Source organism: Agrobacterium sp. CFBP 3001 (assembly GCF_027871605.1).
GTDB classification, from domain to species: domain Bacteria; phylum Pseudomonadota; class Alphaproteobacteria; order Rhizobiales; family Rhizobiaceae; genus Agrobacterium; species Agrobacterium leguminum.
In genome coordinates, this window is record NZ_JAQAHD010000012.1 from 44,592 (window position 1) to 61,718 (window position 17,127).

Genomic DNA, 17,127 nt, shown 5'->3' on the forward strand with positions numbered 1-17,127 from the left:
TCTAATCTTCCGAGGTGCAAGTTTAGGCAGGGTTGGGAAGACTGGACTTCACCTTTATAGTTTAGCCGGTTGCGCGCCGACATTTTTACGAATTACGGTTTCAGGTTATCATTCCCGGGAAGGAAAATAAAAGCATCTGATGCTCAAACGAATTTCCACCCAGCAATTGACGATTGGCATGTTTATCGAAGCGGTCGAAGGAACGCTTTCGAACCAGGGATTTTTAAAACGGCACCGCTTTCTTTTGCGGCACGAGGAATTAATGCGTCAATTGAAATCAAGCGGCGCCGAAAGCATCGTCATCAACACCGCCAGGGGATACGATACCGAAGGCAGCGCGCGTTCTGCGGCGGTTTCGCCGCAACCGGGCAATTGCTCGGAAACCGTCGCTGCCGTCACCCACGCCGTGCGCTCGGCCGCCGATACGATTGCCGAGACATTTGCTTCCGCAGAAGAGGGCGGCGTCGTTTCGCTGAAGGGCATGGCTGCGGCGGCGGGCAAGATTTCCGATGCCGTGCAGTCGAACCCGGCGATTTTCATCGGCGTCACCCGCCTGAAATCGAAAGACGAAACGACCTTCGTGCACTCGGTCTCCGTCAGCGGGCTGATGATCCTCTTCGGTAATTATCTCGGGCTCGACAGGGGAACGGTCAATCTGCTCGGCATCAGCGGGTTGCTGCATGATATCGGCAAGGTGGAAATTCCTTCATCGATCCTCAACAAGGCGGAAGGGTTGAGCGCCAGCGAGCGGGAAATCATCAATCTCCATCCCGCATTCGGCCGGGATATATTGTCGCGCAATGTGCAGATGCCGGAGATGGTGCTCGATGTCTGCTTCAATCATCATGAGCGGATGGATGGCGGCGGTTATCCGAGCGGCCGTGCGGGCAGCCAGATCAGCCTCTATGCGCGTATCGCGGCGATTTGCGACGTCTATGACGCCATCACCTCGGTCAGGCCCTACAAGAAGCCGTGGACGGCGAATGAGGCGCTGACCTGGATGCTGCGGCGGGAAGGGCATTTCGACACGCAGCTGCTGAAGAAATTCGCGCTGTGTATTTCCGCCTCGCTGCCGAGGGGTTAGTTGCCGAAGATGATCGCCATGTTCAGGCTGTCGATGTAACGCCCGTCGATCAGAACGGCATCACGGCCCCGGCCTTCATGCACAAAACCGATCTTTTCATAAAGCGCGATTGCTCTGGCATTGTCGGCATGCACGCTCAGTTCCACACGGTGCAGCCCGCACTGACGGGCGGCATCGAGCGTCTGCCGCATCAGCCGTCCACCCAGCCCCTTGTCGCGATAGGCCGGCAGGATGCCCATGCCGAGGGTGCCGCAATGGACGCGGGTGTCTCTGCTCTGGCGGCGGATATCGCACCAGCCGACAACGGTGTTATCGGCAATCGCCACGAATTGCGGATGGTCGTTTTCGATCATGTCGAGAACGAAGGCGCGGACCGAATCGAGCGGCGGCGCCTTCAGGAAGCTCAGATATTTCCGCTCACGCGATACCGCATCGAGAGCACGGTGAAAACTTTCAACGTGCTCCGCCCGGATGGGTTCGATGCTGATGGCGTCGGCAGCAGCCATCATGCCGCCTTTGTCTTCGCCTTGCGGGTCAGATGCACCACGACGTTTTCGATCATGCGCATGCCGGCGTCCTGGCCGAGTGTCATGATCGATTCCGGGTGGAACTGAACGGCGGCCACCGGTTCCTTGGCGTGTTCGATGCCCATGATCGTGCCGTCCTCGCTTTCCGCCGTGATGATGAAATCACGCGGAAGGGTGGAGGGGTCGGCGAAGATCGAGTGGTAACGGCCGACGGTTACTTCCTTGCCGAGACCGGAGAAGACGAGACCCGGTTCCAGCACGCGGATGCGCGAGGGCTTGCCGTGCATCGGCACCGCAAGCTGGCGAAGCTCGCCGCCATAGGCTTCCGCCAGCGCCTGAAGGCCGAGGCAGACGCCGAAGATCGGCAATTCGCGGGCGCGGGCGGCCTTGATCGTCGCCTTGCAGTCGAAATCTGTCGGGCTGCCCGGTCCGGGAGACAACACGACGAGATCGGGCTGGAAGCGATCGAACACTTCTGCCGCAACCGGCGTTCTGACGGTGGAGACGGTCGCGCCCGTCTGGCGGAAATAATTCGCCAGCGTGTGCACGAAGCTGTCTTCATGGTCGACGAGCAGGATCTTCACACCGGTGCCCACCTTGGCGGCGTCACGCTTGGTGGAAGCGGCGTTGGTGCCTTTGGCATCGCGAATGGCGGCGATCATGGCGGATGCCTTCAGTTCGGTTTCGGCTTCTTCTTCCTGCGGATTGGAATCGTTGAGCAGCGTTGCACCCGCACGCACCTCGGCAATGCCGTCCTTGATGCGGATGGTGCGCAGCGTCAGCCCGGTATTCATGTCGCCGTTGAAACCGACCATGCCGATGGCGCCGCCATACCAGGCGCGCGGGCTCTTTTCATGGCCCTCGATGAAGCGCATGGCCCAGAGTTTCGGCGCACCGGTGACGGTGACGGCCCAGGCGTGGCTGAGGAAGCCGTCAAAGGCGTCCATGTCATCGCGCAGGCGGCCTTCGATGTGGTCCACCGTGTGGATGAGGCGCGAATACATCTCGATCTGGCGGCGGCCGATGACCTTTACCGAACCCGGTTCGCAGACGCGGCTCTTGTCGTTGCGGTCCACATCCGAGCACATGGTGAGTTCGGATTCGTCCTTCTTCGAATTGAGCAGCTTCAGGATCTGCTCGCTATCGGCAATCGGATCGTCGCCGCGCTTGATGGTGCCGGAAATCGGGCAGGTCTCGATGCGGCGGCCGGAGACGCGCACGAACATTTCCGGCGAGGCGCCGACCAGATATTCCTGATGGCCGAGATTGATGAAGAAGGAATAGGGCGAGGGGTTGATCGCCTTCAGGCGGCGGGAAATCGCCGACGGATTGCTTTCGCAGCGTTCCATGAACTTCTGGCCGGGAACGACCTCGAACAGATCGCCGCGACGGAAGCTTTCCTTGGCCTTCACCACCAGTTCGGAATATTCACCGGGACGGTGATCGCCCTTGGGCGGGATCGTATCCGTGGTCTTGAAGGGATCGGGCGCGATGTCGGAGGACTTGCCGTCCGTCGTCACGCCGGCCTTTTCGAAGTCGTAGCGGTCGATCCAGGCCTTGGCGGAGTAATGGTCGACGACGAGGATTTCGTCCGGCAGAAACAGCACCATGTCGCGCTGGTCTTCCGGGCGCGCCAGCGACAGCTTGATCGCGTCGAACTGGAAGGCGAGATCGTAACCGAAGGCGCCGAACAGGCCGATGGCCGAATCCGCATTCGAATAAAAGAGGTCGACGATGGCGCGCAACGCCGTGAAGACGGTCGGGATTTTCGAACGCTCTTCTTCGGTAAAGACGCGGTCCGGCTCGTTGACGGTGAGATCGAGACGGCGCGTGGTGGAAGCGCCAAGCGTGAGATCGGGCGTCGCCTTCAGCTTCTCGGTGATGAAGGAAAGCAGCACTTCGCCGCGACCATTATAGGCCTCGATCCACATTTTGCGGCCGAAACAGGAAATGCCGAGCGGCGGATCGACGATAGCCGTATCCCAGCGGGTGTAACGGCCCGGATATTCGTAGTTGGACGAAAAAACCGCGCCGCGATGGGAATCGAGCTTTTCGATATAATTATCGATGGCGCTGGCGTAATCGGCGGGCCGACGCTTTCGGCTGACCTTGATGCCGCCTTTCGTCTCGTAGGTTTCCGCTCCGTCATCCTGAATGATCGTTACCATTTCTCTCATACTTCCCGTTGTTCAGGCCCGATGACAGGCGGCACAATAACAAAAAAGCCGCCTGAAAATTCGGGCGGCTTGGACTTTGTCTGAAGACATGACTGGTCAAGGCCGCGAAAAGCTGCCCCACCACCAGTTAGCAATGTTCTTAGACACGATGTTCATGGGAAAATTGTTAGCGCGCACGATCCGCCTTGGCAAGCGGATTTCGGTGAGGGAATGAACCTTACGGGCCGTGGCGGCGTTGCACTCCTGCCGAAACGGTCAGGAGTGCCCCGAAAAATGCTTCATCGCCTGTGTCTTCTGGTAACCACCCTCGCATTGATTTCCGCCTCTGAACCGCCGGCGCAGGTGCCGGTGCCGCAACCGAAACCGGGTGAGGGGCAATCCGCCACCCCCTCGGAAAAGCCATCGGACGAGCCGCCGCAAAGCCCGATGGAAGCGCCGAAACCGGCCCCGAAACCGCAGGCCCCGGAAGTGGGGAAACCGGATGACGGCAAGACGCCGGAGCCGGTGAAACCGGAAGACCCGGCCGCGCTTCGGGCATGCCTTGGCGCGTTGAAGGATATCGGCGCGGAATTCAAACAGCTCGAACCGATCCGCGATGCGGAGCAGGGCTGCGGCATCGAAGCGCCTGTCGAGCTTTCCGTGGTTCTGCCCGGCATCAAGCTGGAACCTTCGGGGACCATGCGCTGCGAAACCGCGCTCGCGCTTTCCCGCTGGACAAAGGAAATGATGCTGCCGGCTGCGGCTCTGGCTATGCCGGAGAAAAAGGTGACGGCCATCGCCAATGCCTCGACCTATATCTGCCGCAACCGCAACAGCGCGGAAAACGGCAAGATTTCCGAACATGCCAAGGGCAATGCCGTCGATATTTCCTCGATCGCCTTCGATAAGGGCGAGCCGCTGGTGATGAAGCCGCGCGGTGAAGACGGAACGCCGGAAGGCGCTTTCCAGCGCACGATTACCGCCGCCGCCTGCCTGTTCTTCCGCACGGTTCTTTCGCCCGGCAGCGACGCCACCCATCAGGACCACCTGCATCTCGACGTGCTGGAGCGCAAGGGCGGCTATCTCTATTGCCGCTGACAAAAAAGGGGCGACCCGAAAGCCGCCCCGACTGGAGATGATGTTTCTGCCCGGGTTTAAAATTTCTGGGTCAGAGAGATTTTGAAGGTGCGTCCGGCTTCCGTATAGAAGTCGGCCGGCTGGTTGACGGTGCTGACGGAATTCGGGTTCACGTCGCGAACGCCGACGGCATTCCAGTATTTCCTGTCGAACAGGTTGTAGATGCCGGCCTGGATGCGCAGGCCCTTGGTCTGTTCCGGTTCCCACCAGCCGGTCAGGTTGAAGACGCCATAGCCGGGGGCGTCGAAGGTGTTGGCCACCCTGTCGTCACGCATGCCGGAGGAGAAGACACCGGTAAATTCCGTGCCCCAGACGTCCTGCTCGTAGCCTATGCCGACGACGGACTTGAAGGGCGCGACCGTGCGAATGAATTCGTTGGTATCGGTGTCCTTGCCATAGGCGTAAGCAAGCGAAGCGTGGGCGAAGAAGCCGTTGGCGAGGTCCTTGCGGACCTTGGCTTCGACACCGGAGATTTCGACGTTGTTACGGTTGCGATAGGTGAAGAGCGATCCGTTGCCCCTGCCGCCGAAGCCGGGGAAGAGCGTTGTCGACGTCGTGTACTGCTCGATGAAGTTCTTGTACTTGTTGTGGAACAGCGTCAGGCTTCCCGTGAGGTCGCCGGAGGCGTAGTTCGCACCGATCTCGAAACCGTTGCTGGTCTCGGGATTGAGGGCGGAGTTGCCGACAACAGCGTAACCGGAGCTGACGTTGGAGAAGTTCAGATACAGTTCGTTGATCGTCGGGGCACGATAGGCCATCGACCATTGTGCGAAAAGCTGCAGTTCGGGCGTGACGTCATAGGTGGCAAGAAGCTTCGGCGAGAAGCGCGAGCCGCTATTGCCGCTCGGCAGGCCGAATGTTCGGTAGCCGCTGTTGCTGGAAACGGAGCCATCGGGATCGTAATCGTAGGAATCGAAGCGCAGGCCGGGGGTCAGGCGGAAGCCGTTGCCGAAGGCGATTTCGTCATCGAGATAAAGACCGAGGCTCTTGCCGCTCACGTCAGGCATGTCCGATTGCGACGACGAGGTCGATCCGGCCGTGTTGGCGAAAAGCTCCTGGCTGAAATCGGTCGTCATGGCGTTGCCGCCGAAACGGACCGTGTGCTGCACGCCGCCAAGCTCGAAGCCGGATTCAAGGCCACCGACGATGCCGAATGCGCTGTTGCGCATGCTGTCTTCGCGAATATAGAGCGAATTGTTGGTCAGGCGGTCACCGGCACCGGATTCCTTGGAAAGACGCGTCCAGTAGAGCGAAAGATTGGCGGCGTCGATGAAGCCATCGGTCGAGGGCGCTTCGTATTCGTAATCGAGCGATACGCGATCGCGCTCGGTATCCTCATAACCCCGGTAGTCGCCGATCCGGTAGGTCGAGCCCGAAACGCTGACGCCCTGCAGGGTCTTCATGTCGCTGCGGTTTCTCAGAGAATAGCGCTCGGCCGTCAGCCCGATGCTGTGACCGCCTTCAAGATCCTGACGGATCTTGAACATCAGGTTGCTTTCATAGGTGTCGGCGGGATTGGGCTTGGTGCGGCGCGTGCCGTAGATATCGGCGGTGCCCTTGTTGTCCGTCTCGTTGCCGCGCTTGTAGGAGCCCTGGAACAGGACCGAAGTATTCTCGATCTTCCTGGCGACGGCGAGCGATCCGCCCACGCTTCTGTCTTCGCTGTCATAGGTGGTCTTGGCCACGCCGCCCCAATCCCTGCCTTCGCCGATCAGGTCTTCCGGATCGAGCGTGCGCAGCACCAGCGCGCCGCCGAGGGCACCGGAGCCGATACGGCTGGAATCTGCGCCACGCACCACATCGACCGTCGAGAGCGAGGAAAAATCGAAGCTCGAACTCGTATCGCTGAGCGTGGTGGTTGCCTGACCCTGACGGGCGAAATTGTTGAAATAAGGAACGGGAATATTGTCGATCAAAGTGACGACGCGCGCGCCGCCGAGGCCGCGGATGAACAGGCCGCCGGGCCGGCCGGGCTTGGCATCGACGTAATCGACGCCCGGCTCCGTGCTGTTGCCGAGGTCCTTGATGCTACCGATATCCTTCTTGCGGATGTCTTCCGCCGTGGTCTGGCTCGCCAGCGGCGTGTCGGCGGCGGCATTGGCGCTTTTGACGCGCTTGCCCTTGACGACGATCCTTTCAAGCGTGGTGGCCTCGTCCGCTTGCGCCGCGGCGTCCTGGGCCCGCGCGGGGCCGGCAAGCGGCAGAAGAGAGATGGCAGTGCACAGAAGCAGCGCGGAATGCGTGCGCGAAATGGACATTAATTACCCCCAGGTAGGCGCGCGAATGGGCCACGGCGTGCAAAAGCACGCCGCGCTTGCCGCCGCGGCTGAAACTGTTTTGATTGTTACGGGCGAGCCGATAAGCGAGGACTAAAAAACATGACGATAACTGTCAACATATTATATATGACTTTTTGCATCATGTTTTAAAGCATAACAGTATGTTGCAAAAATATGACGCTTATCCGCTCTCGACCCTCATTGGTGAATGGGGTGTGAAAACGCCACGGTACGGTCAAAGTCCCGACATTGCCGCTTGCTAGGATATTCGCAGCCAGTTTACATGGCGAAACAAACCATGCCCCAACAATAAACAGATTATTAATCGGATACGGAAATGAAGTCTCTTGAACTGCTCGTCGAGCGGATCATCCTCTCCAGCCGCTGGCTGCTCGTCGTTTTTTATCTCGGGCTCGTCGCGGCACTGGCGGTTTATGCGTTTTCCTTCGCGCTGAAGTTTCTGAAAGTTGCGAAGAACGTTTTCACCTACGACGAAGCGGACATGATCCTCGCCATGCTGGGTCTGATCGATGCGGCGCTGGTCGCCAGCCTGATCGTCATGGTGATGATTTCCGGTTACGAGAACTTCGTCAGCCGCTTCGACGATGCCGATGCCGAGGTTTCCTTTCTGGGCAAGCTCGATTCCGGCAGTCTGAAAATCAAGGTCGCATCGTCGATCGTGGCGATCTCGTCGATCCACCTGCTGCAAATCTTCCTCAACGCCAGTCAATATTCGGACAGCAAGCTGATGTGGTTCACCATCATCCATCTGGCTTTTGTCGTCTCGGCGGTCATGCTTGGTTTTCTGGAAAAACTGATGGCCAAGCCGAAGGACAAATCCGAAAAGCCGGTGCTTTGATCAGGATGGTCCAGCCGATATGAAGGTCGTAACCCCGTTCTGGCCAAGCCGCATGTTTTACGCTCCGGGCGCTGCGTCCCGGCGTGTCGAGGGTGCGTGAATGGTGAAGACGGAGCGTCAGGCCAGACTTTGCGACGATCTGTCGGCTGCGGCCGACAAATCCCAATGGCTGGAGGCCCTGCGGGAAGTGATGCGCGCCTTCGGTTACGCCTATGTGACCCTTTTGCGCTTGCCCGGCGGCCAGAATGCCTATGCCTTGCCGACGGTTGTCGAAAGCAGCCTGCCCATCTGGGTCGTGAATGCGATGACCCGGGACGGCGCGCTTGGGGAGTGTCCCGTCATCAAGCGCGGCGCTTCATCGATGATGCCGCAATATTGGTCGCTGCAGGATCCGGATATTGCCTGCGGACCGCTGGTGGATGCGGCAGCCTCGCTGAGCAGCATGGGCATTACGTCCGGTCTGATGGTGCCGGTGCATGGCATGTACGGCAACCGGCATCTGATGAATTTCTCGGGCGATCGCGATATCCTGCCGCAAGCCGCGCTCAACGAGCTGGGCATGATCGTGCTGCATGCGCTGGAGGTTTATGACCGGCTTTGCCGCACCAACTCAAAAGGTCCATCGCCTTTGACGAAGCGGGAACTCGATGTGGTGCGCTGGACGGCGCAGGGAAAGACCTCCGTGGAGATCGCCGAGCTTCTGTCCATCTCGGAACATACCGTCAATGCCTATATGAACAACGCCATCCGCAAGCTCGACTGCGTCAACCGCACCCAGCTGGTGGCCAAGACAATACGCCTTGGCCTGATAGACTGATCGACCCTGCCGTTCCCGTCAGGCCTCGCCTTACCGGTCGAGAACCGAGCGAAGCTCGACGAGATTAGAGCGGACCCGCAAAACGTAAAATCCCATGGTGGCGAGGTGCGAGGGCATGATCCAGCCGCTTTCCTCACCATTGGAAATGATCGCCGGCTGGATGCGCAGGGCTGCGCGGGTCTGCAACAGCGTGTCGTTCCACAGGTTGGTCAGGTTACGCTCGCGGATGACCTGCGCGAAGTCCGATCCGGCGGCGGAAAGCACGCCGTAATAACCGTAGAGCTGGCCATAGGCGAACCAGAAGCGGTCGTCGGCACGGGTATCGAACCAGCCGCCATTATAATTTTCCGAGCGTTCGCGCAGAATTGCCGACGTGGAGCCGATATCGCCGGCGATACGGTCGATGAACTGGATGAGGTTGTCGGCGCGGGTATCGAAGACGGCCTTGCAGGCGGCGAGTTCGCCATTGAAGGCCTGGAAGCTGCGGATGGCGGCGCGGTAATAGCTGGGGGTCGGGGTCTTCGGGCCGAAGGGATCGAGACCGAAATACCAGGAATACTCGCTGAACTGCATGTTGCCGCGCGCTTCCTGGAGATTGTTGTTGATGCCGGAGGTTCCGCGCACGCGGCCGAGCGTATCCACAAGTTCCACCGAGGTGCGGCGCACGGCCTGGTTTACACCACGCTGGAAAGACGCCTTGTTGTCCAAAAACGGCGTGCTGTCCCAGTCCATGCCGAAAAGGCCGAGACGATAGAGCAGCATGGAGGAAATCCACGCGTTCTGGTTGACGTTGAAATCGGTGAGATCGGCGGCTGCGTCGACGATGGCCGAACGCTGGCAGACCGGCGCGGATGTGTTTGCGGCGGCGCCCGTTGCGCCACCCGCCGGGGCGGCGGCCGGCAATTCCTGCCCGGCAGGCACGGTGCGCTCTTCAAGCTTGTAGCGCGCGACGTAATCCGGGTCGAAATTCGTCCAGACCTGGGTTTGCCAGATGAAATATCCGTAGAAGCCGGCAAGAAGAATGACGATGAGGGCGATCGGGCCCTTGATGAGCCAGTTGCGGCCGCTGTACCAGCCGTGGGCGGCCATGAAGGGCCACAGAAGCCAGGCGACGAGAAGACCGGCGGCCCTGCCGATGGCGCTGAAGGCTGCCTGAATCAAAGCGGTGATCCGGTCGATCATGTCGTCATAGTCTCCTCTGCCCGTGGGGCTGGACGCCGGAAGAAAAACACGCGGGCCATCCGCGCCCTTCGGCGCTTCGTACAAACCGCGGTCATTTACTGTCTTCCAGATATGTCCCGGTCAACCGGGATACAACATGATTGCGAAACTTTTCTCAACCTGCGGTCCGCGCCGGCCATTATGGCTTTCCACACCGATTGTGGAGGAACAGCCGCCGCGGAACCGAAGGGATATGTCCTCAAAGGCCGAGCTTGGCGATCTCGTCGTTCAGCCGGTCGCGCGCCTTTTTCGGCAGTTTGCCGTTCTTGACGGCGTCCAGATTGGCCGGCGCGGCATCGCCGACGACAACGAGCGCGATCATGCCCATGCCCAGATGCGGTGTGCATTTGACGACGTAGGCGCCTTCCTTCTCGACCGTCAACTTCACCGTCTCGTTCATCTTGCCCTTGAAGTCTGCGACACCCTCGGGGATCATGTCCTTCACGGCTGCCGCATCATGGCCCTTGTCGACCGGGACGAAGGTAATGACGTCGCCGACGGCGGCCTTGACGGTTGCGGGCTCGAAGACCATCGCCTGACCGTCGCTGCCCTTGTTGAGCATCTTCACTTCGATTTCGGCAGCAAGGGCGGGAAAGGCGAAAAGACCTGCGAGAATGGCGAGGCCGGCGAATTTGGCAGTTCTGTTCTGCATCGTTTTGCTCCTGAGAGAAAGCACATCCACGCGAATGTGTCGCCGTCGTCTTAGCCCAGGAGCGGGGGAGTCATCTTTGCGGAAAATCAAATGCGGCAACCGGACGCAGATGTCCACTCGCCCTTGAACGTCTCCACCCAGTGGCGGCGGCAGAAGGAAACATATTTCTCGTTGCCGCCGACATCGATCTGCGCGCCTTCCGTCACGACCTTTCCTTCATTGTCGAAGCGGGCCACCATCGTCGCCTTGCGGCCGCAATGGCATATGGTGCGGATTTCGCGAAGCTCGTCGGCAATGGCCAGCAGTTCTTTCGAGGCGGGGAAAAGCTTTCCCTGAAAATCCGTGCGCAGGCCATAGGTCATGACCGGGATGTTCAGCCTGTCGACAATGTCGGCAAGCTGCCAGACATGGTGCTCGGAGAGAAAATTGGCTTCATCGATGAAAACGCAGGCGACCGGCGCTTCGGCAGTGAGGGCCGATACCTCGGCGAACAGGTCGGTATTCTCATCGAAGGTCAGGGCGTCGGAAGAGAGGCCAATTCGCGAGGCGACACGGCCGACGCCGGCCCGGTCGTCAAAGGCGGCCGTGAAGATCAGTGTGCGCATGCCGCGCTCCTGATAATTGTAGGATGCCTGCAGCAGCATGGTCGATTTGCCGGCATTCATCGTCGAATAATTGAAATAGAGTTTTGCCATTATCCACTCCCGGAGCACCGTTGCATCATTCCGACGTGCGTTTGAATGCTCCAACCTCTTCAATCGGCACACCGTGCCTTCACAAACCTGTCCCGGTTTTCCAGCCGATGCTGCATCCAGCGTCTTTTGACGGCGAAGACGCGGATTGAAAAGTATGGCCGTTGGAAAAACACAGATTTCTAAGGTCTGCCCTTTTTCGACATTGCACCGCTGAATACCGACATTTTCACCATTTTGTCGCAAACGGTGCGCCAAAGCACGCAAATGCGCGCGAGTTGATTGTGTCCGGCAGATATTGATAATGGCAAGGGAACGAAAAAACAGGGAGCAAGCCATATGTTTGCAAATAGAAGCCGCTGTCTGGCCCTGGCCGCAGCAATCTCCTCCATGACGTTCAGTGCGGCCGGTGCTGCGGAACCGGCAAGCTGTGGCACAGTGCGCTTTTCCGATGTGGGCTGGACCGACATCACCGCCACGACGGCGACCGCCACAGTGCTTCTGAAAAGCCTTGGCTATGAAACCGACGTCAAGCTTCTCTCCGTACCCGTTACCTACACATCCCTGAAAAACAAGGACATCGACGTCTTCCTCGGCAACTGGATGCCGACCATGGAAGGCGATATCGCGCCTTATCGCGAAGACAAATCCGTGGAAACGCTGCGGGAAAACCTGACCGGCGCGAAATACACGCTGGCGACCAACGCCAAGGGCGCCGAACTCGGCATCAAGGATTTCAAGGACATCGCTGCCCACAGCGCCGATCTCGGCGGCAAGATCTATGGTATCGAGCCGGGCAACGACGGCAACCGACTGATTCTCGACATGGTGGCCAAGGACAGTTTCGGTCTGAAGTCATTCGAGGTGGTCGAGTCGTCCGAACAGGGTATGCTCTCCCAGGTGGCCCGCGCCGAAAAATCCGGCGAGCCCATCGTCTTCCTCGGCTGGGAACCGCATCCCATGAATGCGAATTTCAAGCTGACCTATCTGACCGGCGGCGACGAGGTGTTCGGCCCCAATCTCGGCGGCGCGACGATCCATACCAATGTCCGCAAGGGTTACGTCGAGGAGTGCCCGAATGTCGGCGCCTTCCTCAAGAACCTGCAATTTTCCCTGCCCATGGAAAACGAGATCATGGGCAAGATCCTGAATGACGGCCTTGAGGGCGAGGCGGCTGCAACCGCCTGGCTGAAGGCCAATCCGACGGCGATCGAGCCCTGGCTCGCCAACGTCAAGACCAAGGACGGCAGCGCTGACGCCCTGCCTGCCGCCAAGAAGGCTCTCGGCCTCTAAGCCGCAAGACGATGCATGACTGCATCCGGCCTGCGCGGCAGGCCGGATCAGCGGGAAATAACGATGCCCATGCATGACCTTGCCTGTGAATTTTCAGACATTGAAGGTCATGCGCCAGCACCGCGTCCGGCAGTTCCGCTGCCGGCCGTCATTTCTGCATTGGAGCAATCCCGGTGAAACGGGATGACGATGCTCTATTTCTTTGTTGTCTGCGCAATTCCGGACGCAAAACCGCTCTGCACTTTTGCCGGAATTGTTTTAGTTCACGAAAGGTCTTTTCTTACCGTGGAATGGCTCAGCGCTCCTGAAAACCGCCTGCCCGTCGGCCGATATGCCAAGGAGGCCATTGACTGGCTGACCGGCAATCTCGCTTTTTTCTTCGATTGGCTTTCCTTCATTTTCCAAAGCGTCATCAACGCCCTGCTTTATGTGCTGCAGGCGCCGCATCCGCTTGTCATCGTCGCGATCCTGACGGCGCTTTCCGCCTGGACGCGCCGCTCCGTCGGCATGCCGGTCTTCACGGCGCTCGGCCTGCTGCTCATCATCAATCTGGGCTACTGGAAGGCGACGACGGAAACGCTGGCGCTCGTCATCGCCGCCAGCGCCGTGTGCATGATCATCGGCATACCGCTCGGCATATTGGCGGCGCGGCGCAAGTGGATCTATGCCGGCATGCGCCCGGTGCTGGACCTGATGCAGACCATCCCCACCTTCGTTTATCTGATCCCGGCGCTGGTGCTGTTCGGTCTCGGCATGGTTCCGGGGCTCATCGCCACCGTCATCTTCGCCATTCCGGCCCCGGTGCGGCTCACCCGTCTCGGCATCGTTTCGACGCCGCCGGCGCTGGTGGAGGCGGCCGTCGCTTTTGGCGCCACGCCTTCGCAAGTATTGCGCAAGGTGGAGCTTCCCTTCGCCGCGCCGCAGATCATGGCCGGCCTTACCCAGACGATCATGCTGTCGCTGTCGATGGTGGTCATTTCCGCCCTCGTCGGCGCCAATGGCCTCGGCGTACCCGTGGTGCGCGCGCTCAATACCGTCAATATCGCCATGGGCTTCGAAGCGGGACTGTGCATCGTCGTACTGGCGATCGTTCTCGACCGGCTTTTCCGCCTTCCCGGCGCGGAGGATGATCTATGAGTGACGCCATCATCTTCGGAAATGTCGATATCGTTTTCGGCGACCGGCCCGATGCGGCGCTGCCGCTGATCGACAAGGGCAGCACGCGTGACGAGATCAATGCCGAAACGGGACTGGTTCTCGGCGTCGCCAATGCCTCGCTCTCGGTCAGCGAGGGCGAGATACTCGTGCTCATGGGGCTTTCCGGTTCGGGCAAGTCGACCCTGCTGAGGGCCGTCAACGGGCTTGCGCCCGTGGTGCGCGGCAATGTCGGCGTGAAGACCAAGTCCGGCTATGTAGATCCCTATCGCTCGACGGCGAAATCGCTGCGCGATCTGCGCATGCACACGGTCTCCATGGTCTTCCAGCAATTCGGCCTTCTGCCCTGGCGCAATGTGGCCGACAATGTCGGCTTCGGGCTTGAGCTTTCCGGCGTGCCGGAAGCCGAGCGCAAGCGCATGGTGGCTGAGCAGCTGGAGCTGGTCAATCTCTCCGCCTGGGCCGACCGCAAGGTAGGAGAGCTTTCCGGCGGCATGCAGCAGCGTGTGGGGCTGGCGAGAGCCTTTGCCACCGGCGCGCCGATCCTGTTGATGGACGAGCCGTTCTCGGCGCTCGACCCTCTCATCAGAAGCCGCCTGCAGGACGAGCTTCTGGAATTCCAGAGCCGGCTGAAGAAAACTATCCTCTTCGTCAGCCACGATCTGGATGAGGCCTTCCGCATCGGCAACCGTATCGCCATGATGGAGGGCGGACGCATCATCCAGTGCGGAACGCCGCAGCAGATCGTCAAGCAGCCGGCCACGCCCTATGTCGCGGATTTCGTGCAGAACATGAACCCGATCTCCATGCTGACCGCCGCCGATGTGATGAAGCGTGGGGTGGACGAACGCAACGGGCAGATGACAGTCGCCGCCACCGCCCGCCCGTCATCGCCGCTCATCGATATTCTCGATGCGCTGTCAAAACATTCCGGCGCGATCGGCGTCGTCGACAACGGTGCGATCGTCGGCACGATTTCCGCCGATGAAGTTGTCGCGGGGCTGACGCGTCACCGCAAAAAATAGTGATTCGCCTGTCTGAAAAAGAAAGGGCCCTCCATGGAGGGCCCTTTTTCTGTTTCCAGAAGATCTTTACGGCGCAAGTTATACCTTCCCACGGTAGCAAAGAATATTTTTGATATCACAAGTTATGCATGAAAATAATTACTAATAAAAATCATATTGCAAACTTAGAGAAAATTGCGCAAAGTTAATCTAGATTCTTTAGCTCGCTGCTAAATTTAAGGTGGTAATAGATTGTCACCCCAAAATCCGGCGTCGGGTGTTAAGATTGAGGTGCTCAACTTTTTATCGTTTATTGCTTATAAATACTGCCGCTAATACATGGGTTTATCATCAAATTGACAAAAAACAGGCAAAAAGCTGATAATTTGGTCACAATATTTTAAGTAAATAATCGGTGAAGAATAGTCTTTGAAGGGGACACGATATAAGCAAGATTTAGGTATATACAACGTATCGACTGAATTATAAAAACACCTTTTGGAACACCTATAATAGCCACCATGACCGTCTTTTTCGACTGTCATCAGGAGACTTGAGCGTATGGATAATCAATCTCTGTCGGAACATAGCATCGCCGCTGCAGACTTGCTCTCAGCCATGGCGAATCCCAAGCGCCTGATGATCTTGTGCACGCTGGTGGATACGGAAGTGCCGGTCGGTGTTCTCGCTTCACAGGTTGGTCTCAGCCAGTCCGCTCTCTCGCAGCATCTTTCGAAATTGCGTGCCCAGCGGCTGGTGAAGACACGACGGGATGCGCAGACCATCTATTATTCCAGCAATTCCGAATCCGTGAAAAAAATCCTCGCATCCCTCGAGGAAATTTACTGCCAGGCGCAGAAGAGCAGCAAGACCGCTGCATGAGCCCACGGCCCTGTTAAGGCCCGGCAGCATCACTCGATTGAAACCGGCGTACGACGCCGGTTTTTCTTTTCATTGGCCTTTGCTGCGGGCGCATCCGGCACAAGAATCGGGGGCTGCGTATTGGAGCGCTTTTCAGGCCGGCGCGGCAAGCTGTATCTGCTGCTTGAGGCGGCTTGCCGCAGCCGCATATCCGCCGTCGGCACCATCCACGAAATGCATATGGTCTCGCGAAAGCGGAGACGGAACGATACAGGTCATCAATGCGGCATCCTGTTCGTGCAGGCCGTAATAACAGCTTCCCGAGAGGCGGCCCTGTTCCAGCCGCGCGCGGATTTTTTCGAGCCGTGCGGCGTCGATATCCACCGTCATCTTCAGGCCGTCGTCGAATTTCCTGAAATCGGTGTTGCTCGCGACCGAACGCCGGTAGCGTATCGCATTGAACGGTCCGAACGAGAGCCCCGTCACGCTCAAGAGATTGACGAGCAGGGACTCGCCGAGAACGCGAAACGAGCGGCGCGTCTTGCCCCAGACATCGCGATAGGCAGCGCCGGCACGGGCTTCGAGGCCGAGACCCTCGCGCACGAAACCGAGTTTCGGCCCATCCTCCGGCACGGGGTGGCCGTGTCTTGCGTCCTGTTCGGCGAGATCGACAAGATCGACGACCAGTTGGCGAAATGCCGGCATGTCCCGCGACGGCCCCGGCACGGCGATGATCGACACCACCTTGCCATGGGTGGCAGGAATGGGGTTCCAGCGGCATGAAAGGCCGGTGAGATCGGGGCGTTCGCCCTTTTCGGCTGCCGGCAGGGCATATTGCCCCTCCTTCATTCGCGCTTCCGCCCAACTGTTGCCGCCGCCCGAAAACATGGCGTAGGAAACGTCCTCGCTCGCCTGAAAGCGCGCGACACGAATGTCGAAGCCATTTTCACGAATATCCTCGACGGGAACCAGCGCCACGCGCATGGCAAGATCGAGATCGTCTTTCACCCAGCGCTGTACATTCGAAAGCGCGGTGCGTGCGACAGACAGCCCGTGCGGCGGCACCGCGACGGCAGCGCCATCGCCGCCGAAAACGAAGGGCAGGTCGTGACGGCCGAGACTGTTCGATACGCCCGATATGACCGCCGCACCCGCCATGTTGACGGCCTTGTAGCGGCCGGTGCCGATTGCCGAGGTCGAATCGATGATATCGGCGATAGCCAGCCCCCATCCCGGCGGCAGGGCGCGATAAAGCGCCGGGTCGGCCACGTCTTCAAAATGCCGGAAGACGGGCAGGCCCGTCAGAAATTCTTCATCTGCTGCGATCATGGCGTATTATCCTCCAGCGGCGGCCAAACGCCAAGCGTTTACGGAAGGTCGATGCGTCCAT

General features: G+C 59.2%; 15 protein-coding genes. 8 read left to right on the forward strand and 7 right to left on the reverse strand.

The window, feature by feature from the left end; genetic code table 11:
• Positions 1-139: 139 nt before the first annotated feature.
• Positions 140-1,084, forward strand: a complete 945-nt coding sequence (locus PH605_RS15965) for an HD-GYP domain-containing protein (protein ID WP_142845421.1) — start codon at positions 140-142, stop codon at positions 1,082-1,084.
• On the opposite strand, the gene PH605_RS15970 is transcribed toward PH605_RS15965, so the two are convergent.
• Together PH605_RS15970 and PH605_RS15975 are read right to left on the reverse strand one after the other, a co-directional pair.
• Positions 1,081-1,593 (reverse strand): GNAT family N-acetyltransferase, encoded by a 513-nt coding sequence (locus PH605_RS15970; RefSeq protein ID WP_161987921.1) that lies wholly within the window; start codon positions 1,591-1,593, stop codon positions 1,081-1,083. The two genes, PH605_RS15965 and PH605_RS15970, sit on opposite strands and share 4 nt — an antisense overlap.
• Positions 1,590-3,779 carry an anthranilate synthase gene (locus PH605_RS15975; RefSeq protein ID WP_142845422.1) on the reverse strand — a complete coding sequence of 730 codons (2,190 nt, stop codon included), beginning with the start codon at positions 3,777-3,779 and terminating at the stop codon, positions 1,590-1,592. Before PH605_RS15975 ends, PH605_RS15970 begins: the two co-directional genes overlap by 4 nt.
• A gap of 282 nt (positions 3,780-4,061) precedes the next feature.
• Here PH605_RS15975 and PH605_RS15980 point away from each other — a divergent pair, with 282 nt between their 5' ends.
• Positions 4,062-4,865, forward strand: coding sequence for an extensin-like domain-containing protein (locus PH605_RS15980; RefSeq protein ID WP_142845423.1), 804 nt, complete (start codon positions 4,062-4,064; stop codon positions 4,863-4,865).
• 56 nt (positions 4,866-4,921) lie between these two features.
• Here the strand turns inward: PH605_RS15980 and PH605_RS15985 are convergent, their stop codons facing one another.
• Positions 4,922-7,162 carry a TonB-dependent hemoglobin/transferrin/lactoferrin family receptor gene (locus PH605_RS15985; RefSeq protein ID WP_080856643.1) on the reverse strand — a complete coding sequence of 747 codons (2,241 nt, stop codon included), beginning with the start codon at positions 7,160-7,162 and terminating at the stop codon, positions 4,922-4,924.
• 358 nt (positions 7,163-7,520) lie between these two features.
• Between PH605_RS15985 and PH605_RS15990 the strand changes: the two genes are divergently transcribed.
• Together PH605_RS15990 and PH605_RS15995 are read left to right on the forward strand one after the other, a co-directional pair.
• On the forward strand, positions 7,521-8,042 hold the full coding sequence (locus PH605_RS15990; RefSeq protein ID WP_003524933.1) for a TIGR00645 family protein: 522 nt from the start codon (positions 7,521-7,523) through the stop codon (positions 8,040-8,042).
• Positions 8,043-8,142: 100 nt separating this feature from the next.
• Positions 8,143-8,859, forward strand: coding sequence for a helix-turn-helix transcriptional regulator (locus PH605_RS15995; RefSeq protein ID WP_142845424.1), 717 nt, complete (start codon positions 8,143-8,145; stop codon positions 8,857-8,859).
• A gap of 30 nt (positions 8,860-8,889) precedes the next feature.
• Here PH605_RS15995 and PH605_RS16000 read toward each other — a convergent pair whose 3' ends face one another.
• The 3 genes from PH605_RS16000 to PH605_RS16010 all read right to left on the reverse strand — a co-directional run bounded on the left by PH605_RS16000 (position 8,890) and on the right by PH605_RS16010 (position 11,427).
• Positions 8,890-10,041 carry a DUF2333 family protein gene (locus PH605_RS16000; RefSeq protein WP_078051758.1) on the reverse strand — a complete coding sequence of 384 codons (1,152 nt, stop codon included), beginning with the start codon at positions 10,039-10,041 and terminating at the stop codon, positions 8,890-8,892.
• A gap of 238 nt (positions 10,042-10,279) precedes the next feature.
• A complete protein-coding gene (locus PH605_RS16005) occupies positions 10,280-10,732 on the reverse strand; it encodes a pseudoazurin (RefSeq protein ID WP_003524080.1) in 453 nt (150 codons plus the stop codon).
• An 86-nt stretch (positions 10,733-10,818) separates the two neighbouring features.
• The gene (locus PH605_RS16010; protein WP_142845425.1) at positions 10,819-11,427 is read right to left on the reverse strand and encodes a thymidine kinase; all 609 of its coding nucleotides are present in this window, start codon (positions 11,425-11,427) and stop codon (positions 10,819-10,821) included.
• A 387-nt stretch (positions 11,428-11,814) separates the two neighbouring features.
• On the opposite strand from PH605_RS16010, the gene PH605_RS16015 reads away from it, so the two are divergent.
• The 4 genes from PH605_RS16015 (at position 11,815) to PH605_RS16030 (ending at position 15,758) form a co-directional block, all read left to right on the forward strand.
• Complete coding sequence (locus tag PH605_RS16015; protein ID WP_371259706.1) at positions 11,815-12,717, forward strand: choline ABC transporter substrate-binding protein; 903 nt, start codon at positions 11,815-11,817, stop codon at positions 12,715-12,717.
• A 285-nt stretch (positions 12,718-13,002) separates the two neighbouring features.
• On the forward strand, positions 13,003-13,854 hold the full coding sequence (gene choW, locus PH605_RS16020; RefSeq protein ID WP_035240066.1) for a choline ABC transporter permease subunit: 852 nt from the start codon (positions 13,003-13,005) through the stop codon (positions 13,852-13,854).
• Positions 13,851-14,897 carry a choline ABC transporter ATP-binding protein gene (gene choV, locus PH605_RS16025; RefSeq protein ID WP_003524070.1) on the forward strand — a complete coding sequence of 349 codons (1,047 nt, stop codon included), beginning with the start codon at positions 13,851-13,853 and terminating at the stop codon, positions 14,895-14,897. The genes choW and choV overlap by 4 nt, the downstream gene beginning before the upstream one ends.
• A gap of 540 nt (positions 14,898-15,437) precedes the next feature.
• Positions 15,438-15,758, forward strand: a complete 321-nt coding sequence (locus tag PH605_RS16030) for an ArsR/SmtB family transcription factor (RefSeq protein WP_003524068.1) — start codon at positions 15,438-15,440, stop codon at positions 15,756-15,758.
• Positions 15,759-15,890: 132 nt separating this feature from the next.
• On the opposite strand, the gene PH605_RS16035 is transcribed toward PH605_RS16030, so the two are convergent.
• Positions 15,891-17,066: a DUF3095 domain-containing protein gene (locus PH605_RS16035; RefSeq protein WP_125146617.1), complete on the reverse strand. Its 1,176-nt coding sequence runs from the start codon at positions 17,064-17,066 to the stop codon at positions 15,891-15,893.
• Positions 17,067-17,127: the final 61 nt, after the last annotated feature.

Bases quoted from the DNA above. Each gene is read 5' to 3' on its own strand.
- PH605_RS16015 (WP_371259706.1), top strand. From the start codon at position 11,815: ATGACGTTCAGTGCGGCCGGTGCTGCGGAACCGGCAAGCTGTGGCACA.
- PH605_RS16030 (WP_003524068.1), top strand. From the start codon at position 15,438: ATGGATAATCAATCTCTGTCGGAACATAGCATCGCCGCTGCAGACTTG.
- PH605_RS16035 (WP_125146617.1), bottom strand. From the start codon at position 17,066: ATGATCGCAGCAGATGAAGAATTTCTGACGGGCCTGCCCGTCTTCCGG.
- PH605_RS15965 (WP_142845421.1), top strand. From the start codon at position 140: ATGCTCAAACGAATTTCCACCCAGCAATTGACGATTGGCATGTTTATC.
- PH605_RS16000 (WP_078051758.1), bottom strand. From the start codon at position 10,041: ATGATCGACCGGATCACCGCTTTGATTCAGGCAGCCTTCAGCGCCATC.
- PH605_RS16005 (WP_003524080.1), bottom strand. From the start codon at position 10,732: ATGCAGAACAGAACTGCCAAATTCGCCGGCCTCGCCATTCTCGCAGGT.
- PH605_RS16010 (WP_142845425.1), bottom strand. From the start codon at position 11,427: ATGGCAAAACTCTATTTCAATTATTCGACGATGAATGCCGGCAAATCG.
- choV (WP_003524070.1), top strand. From the start codon at position 13,851: ATGAGTGACGCCATCATCTTCGGAAATGTCGATATCGTTTTCGGCGAC.
- PH605_RS15985 (WP_080856643.1), bottom strand. From the start codon at position 7,162: ATGTCCATTTCGCGCACGCATTCCGCGCTGCTTCTGTGCACTGCCATC.
- PH605_RS15970 (WP_161987921.1), bottom strand. From the start codon at position 1,593: ATGATGGCTGCTGCCGACGCCATCAGCATCGAACCCATCCGGGCGGAG.
- PH605_RS15975 (WP_142845422.1), bottom strand. From the start codon at position 3,779: ATGGTAACGATCATTCAGGATGACGGAGCGGAAACCTACGAGACGAAA.
- PH605_RS15990 (WP_003524933.1), top strand. From the start codon at position 7,521: ATGAAGTCTCTTGAACTGCTCGTCGAGCGGATCATCCTCTCCAGCCGC.
- PH605_RS15995 (WP_142845424.1), top strand. From the start codon at position 8,143: ATGGTGAAGACGGAGCGTCAGGCCAGACTTTGCGACGATCTGTCGGCT.
- PH605_RS15980 (WP_142845423.1), top strand. From the start codon at position 4,062: ATGCTTCATCGCCTGTGTCTTCTGGTAACCACCCTCGCATTGATTTCC.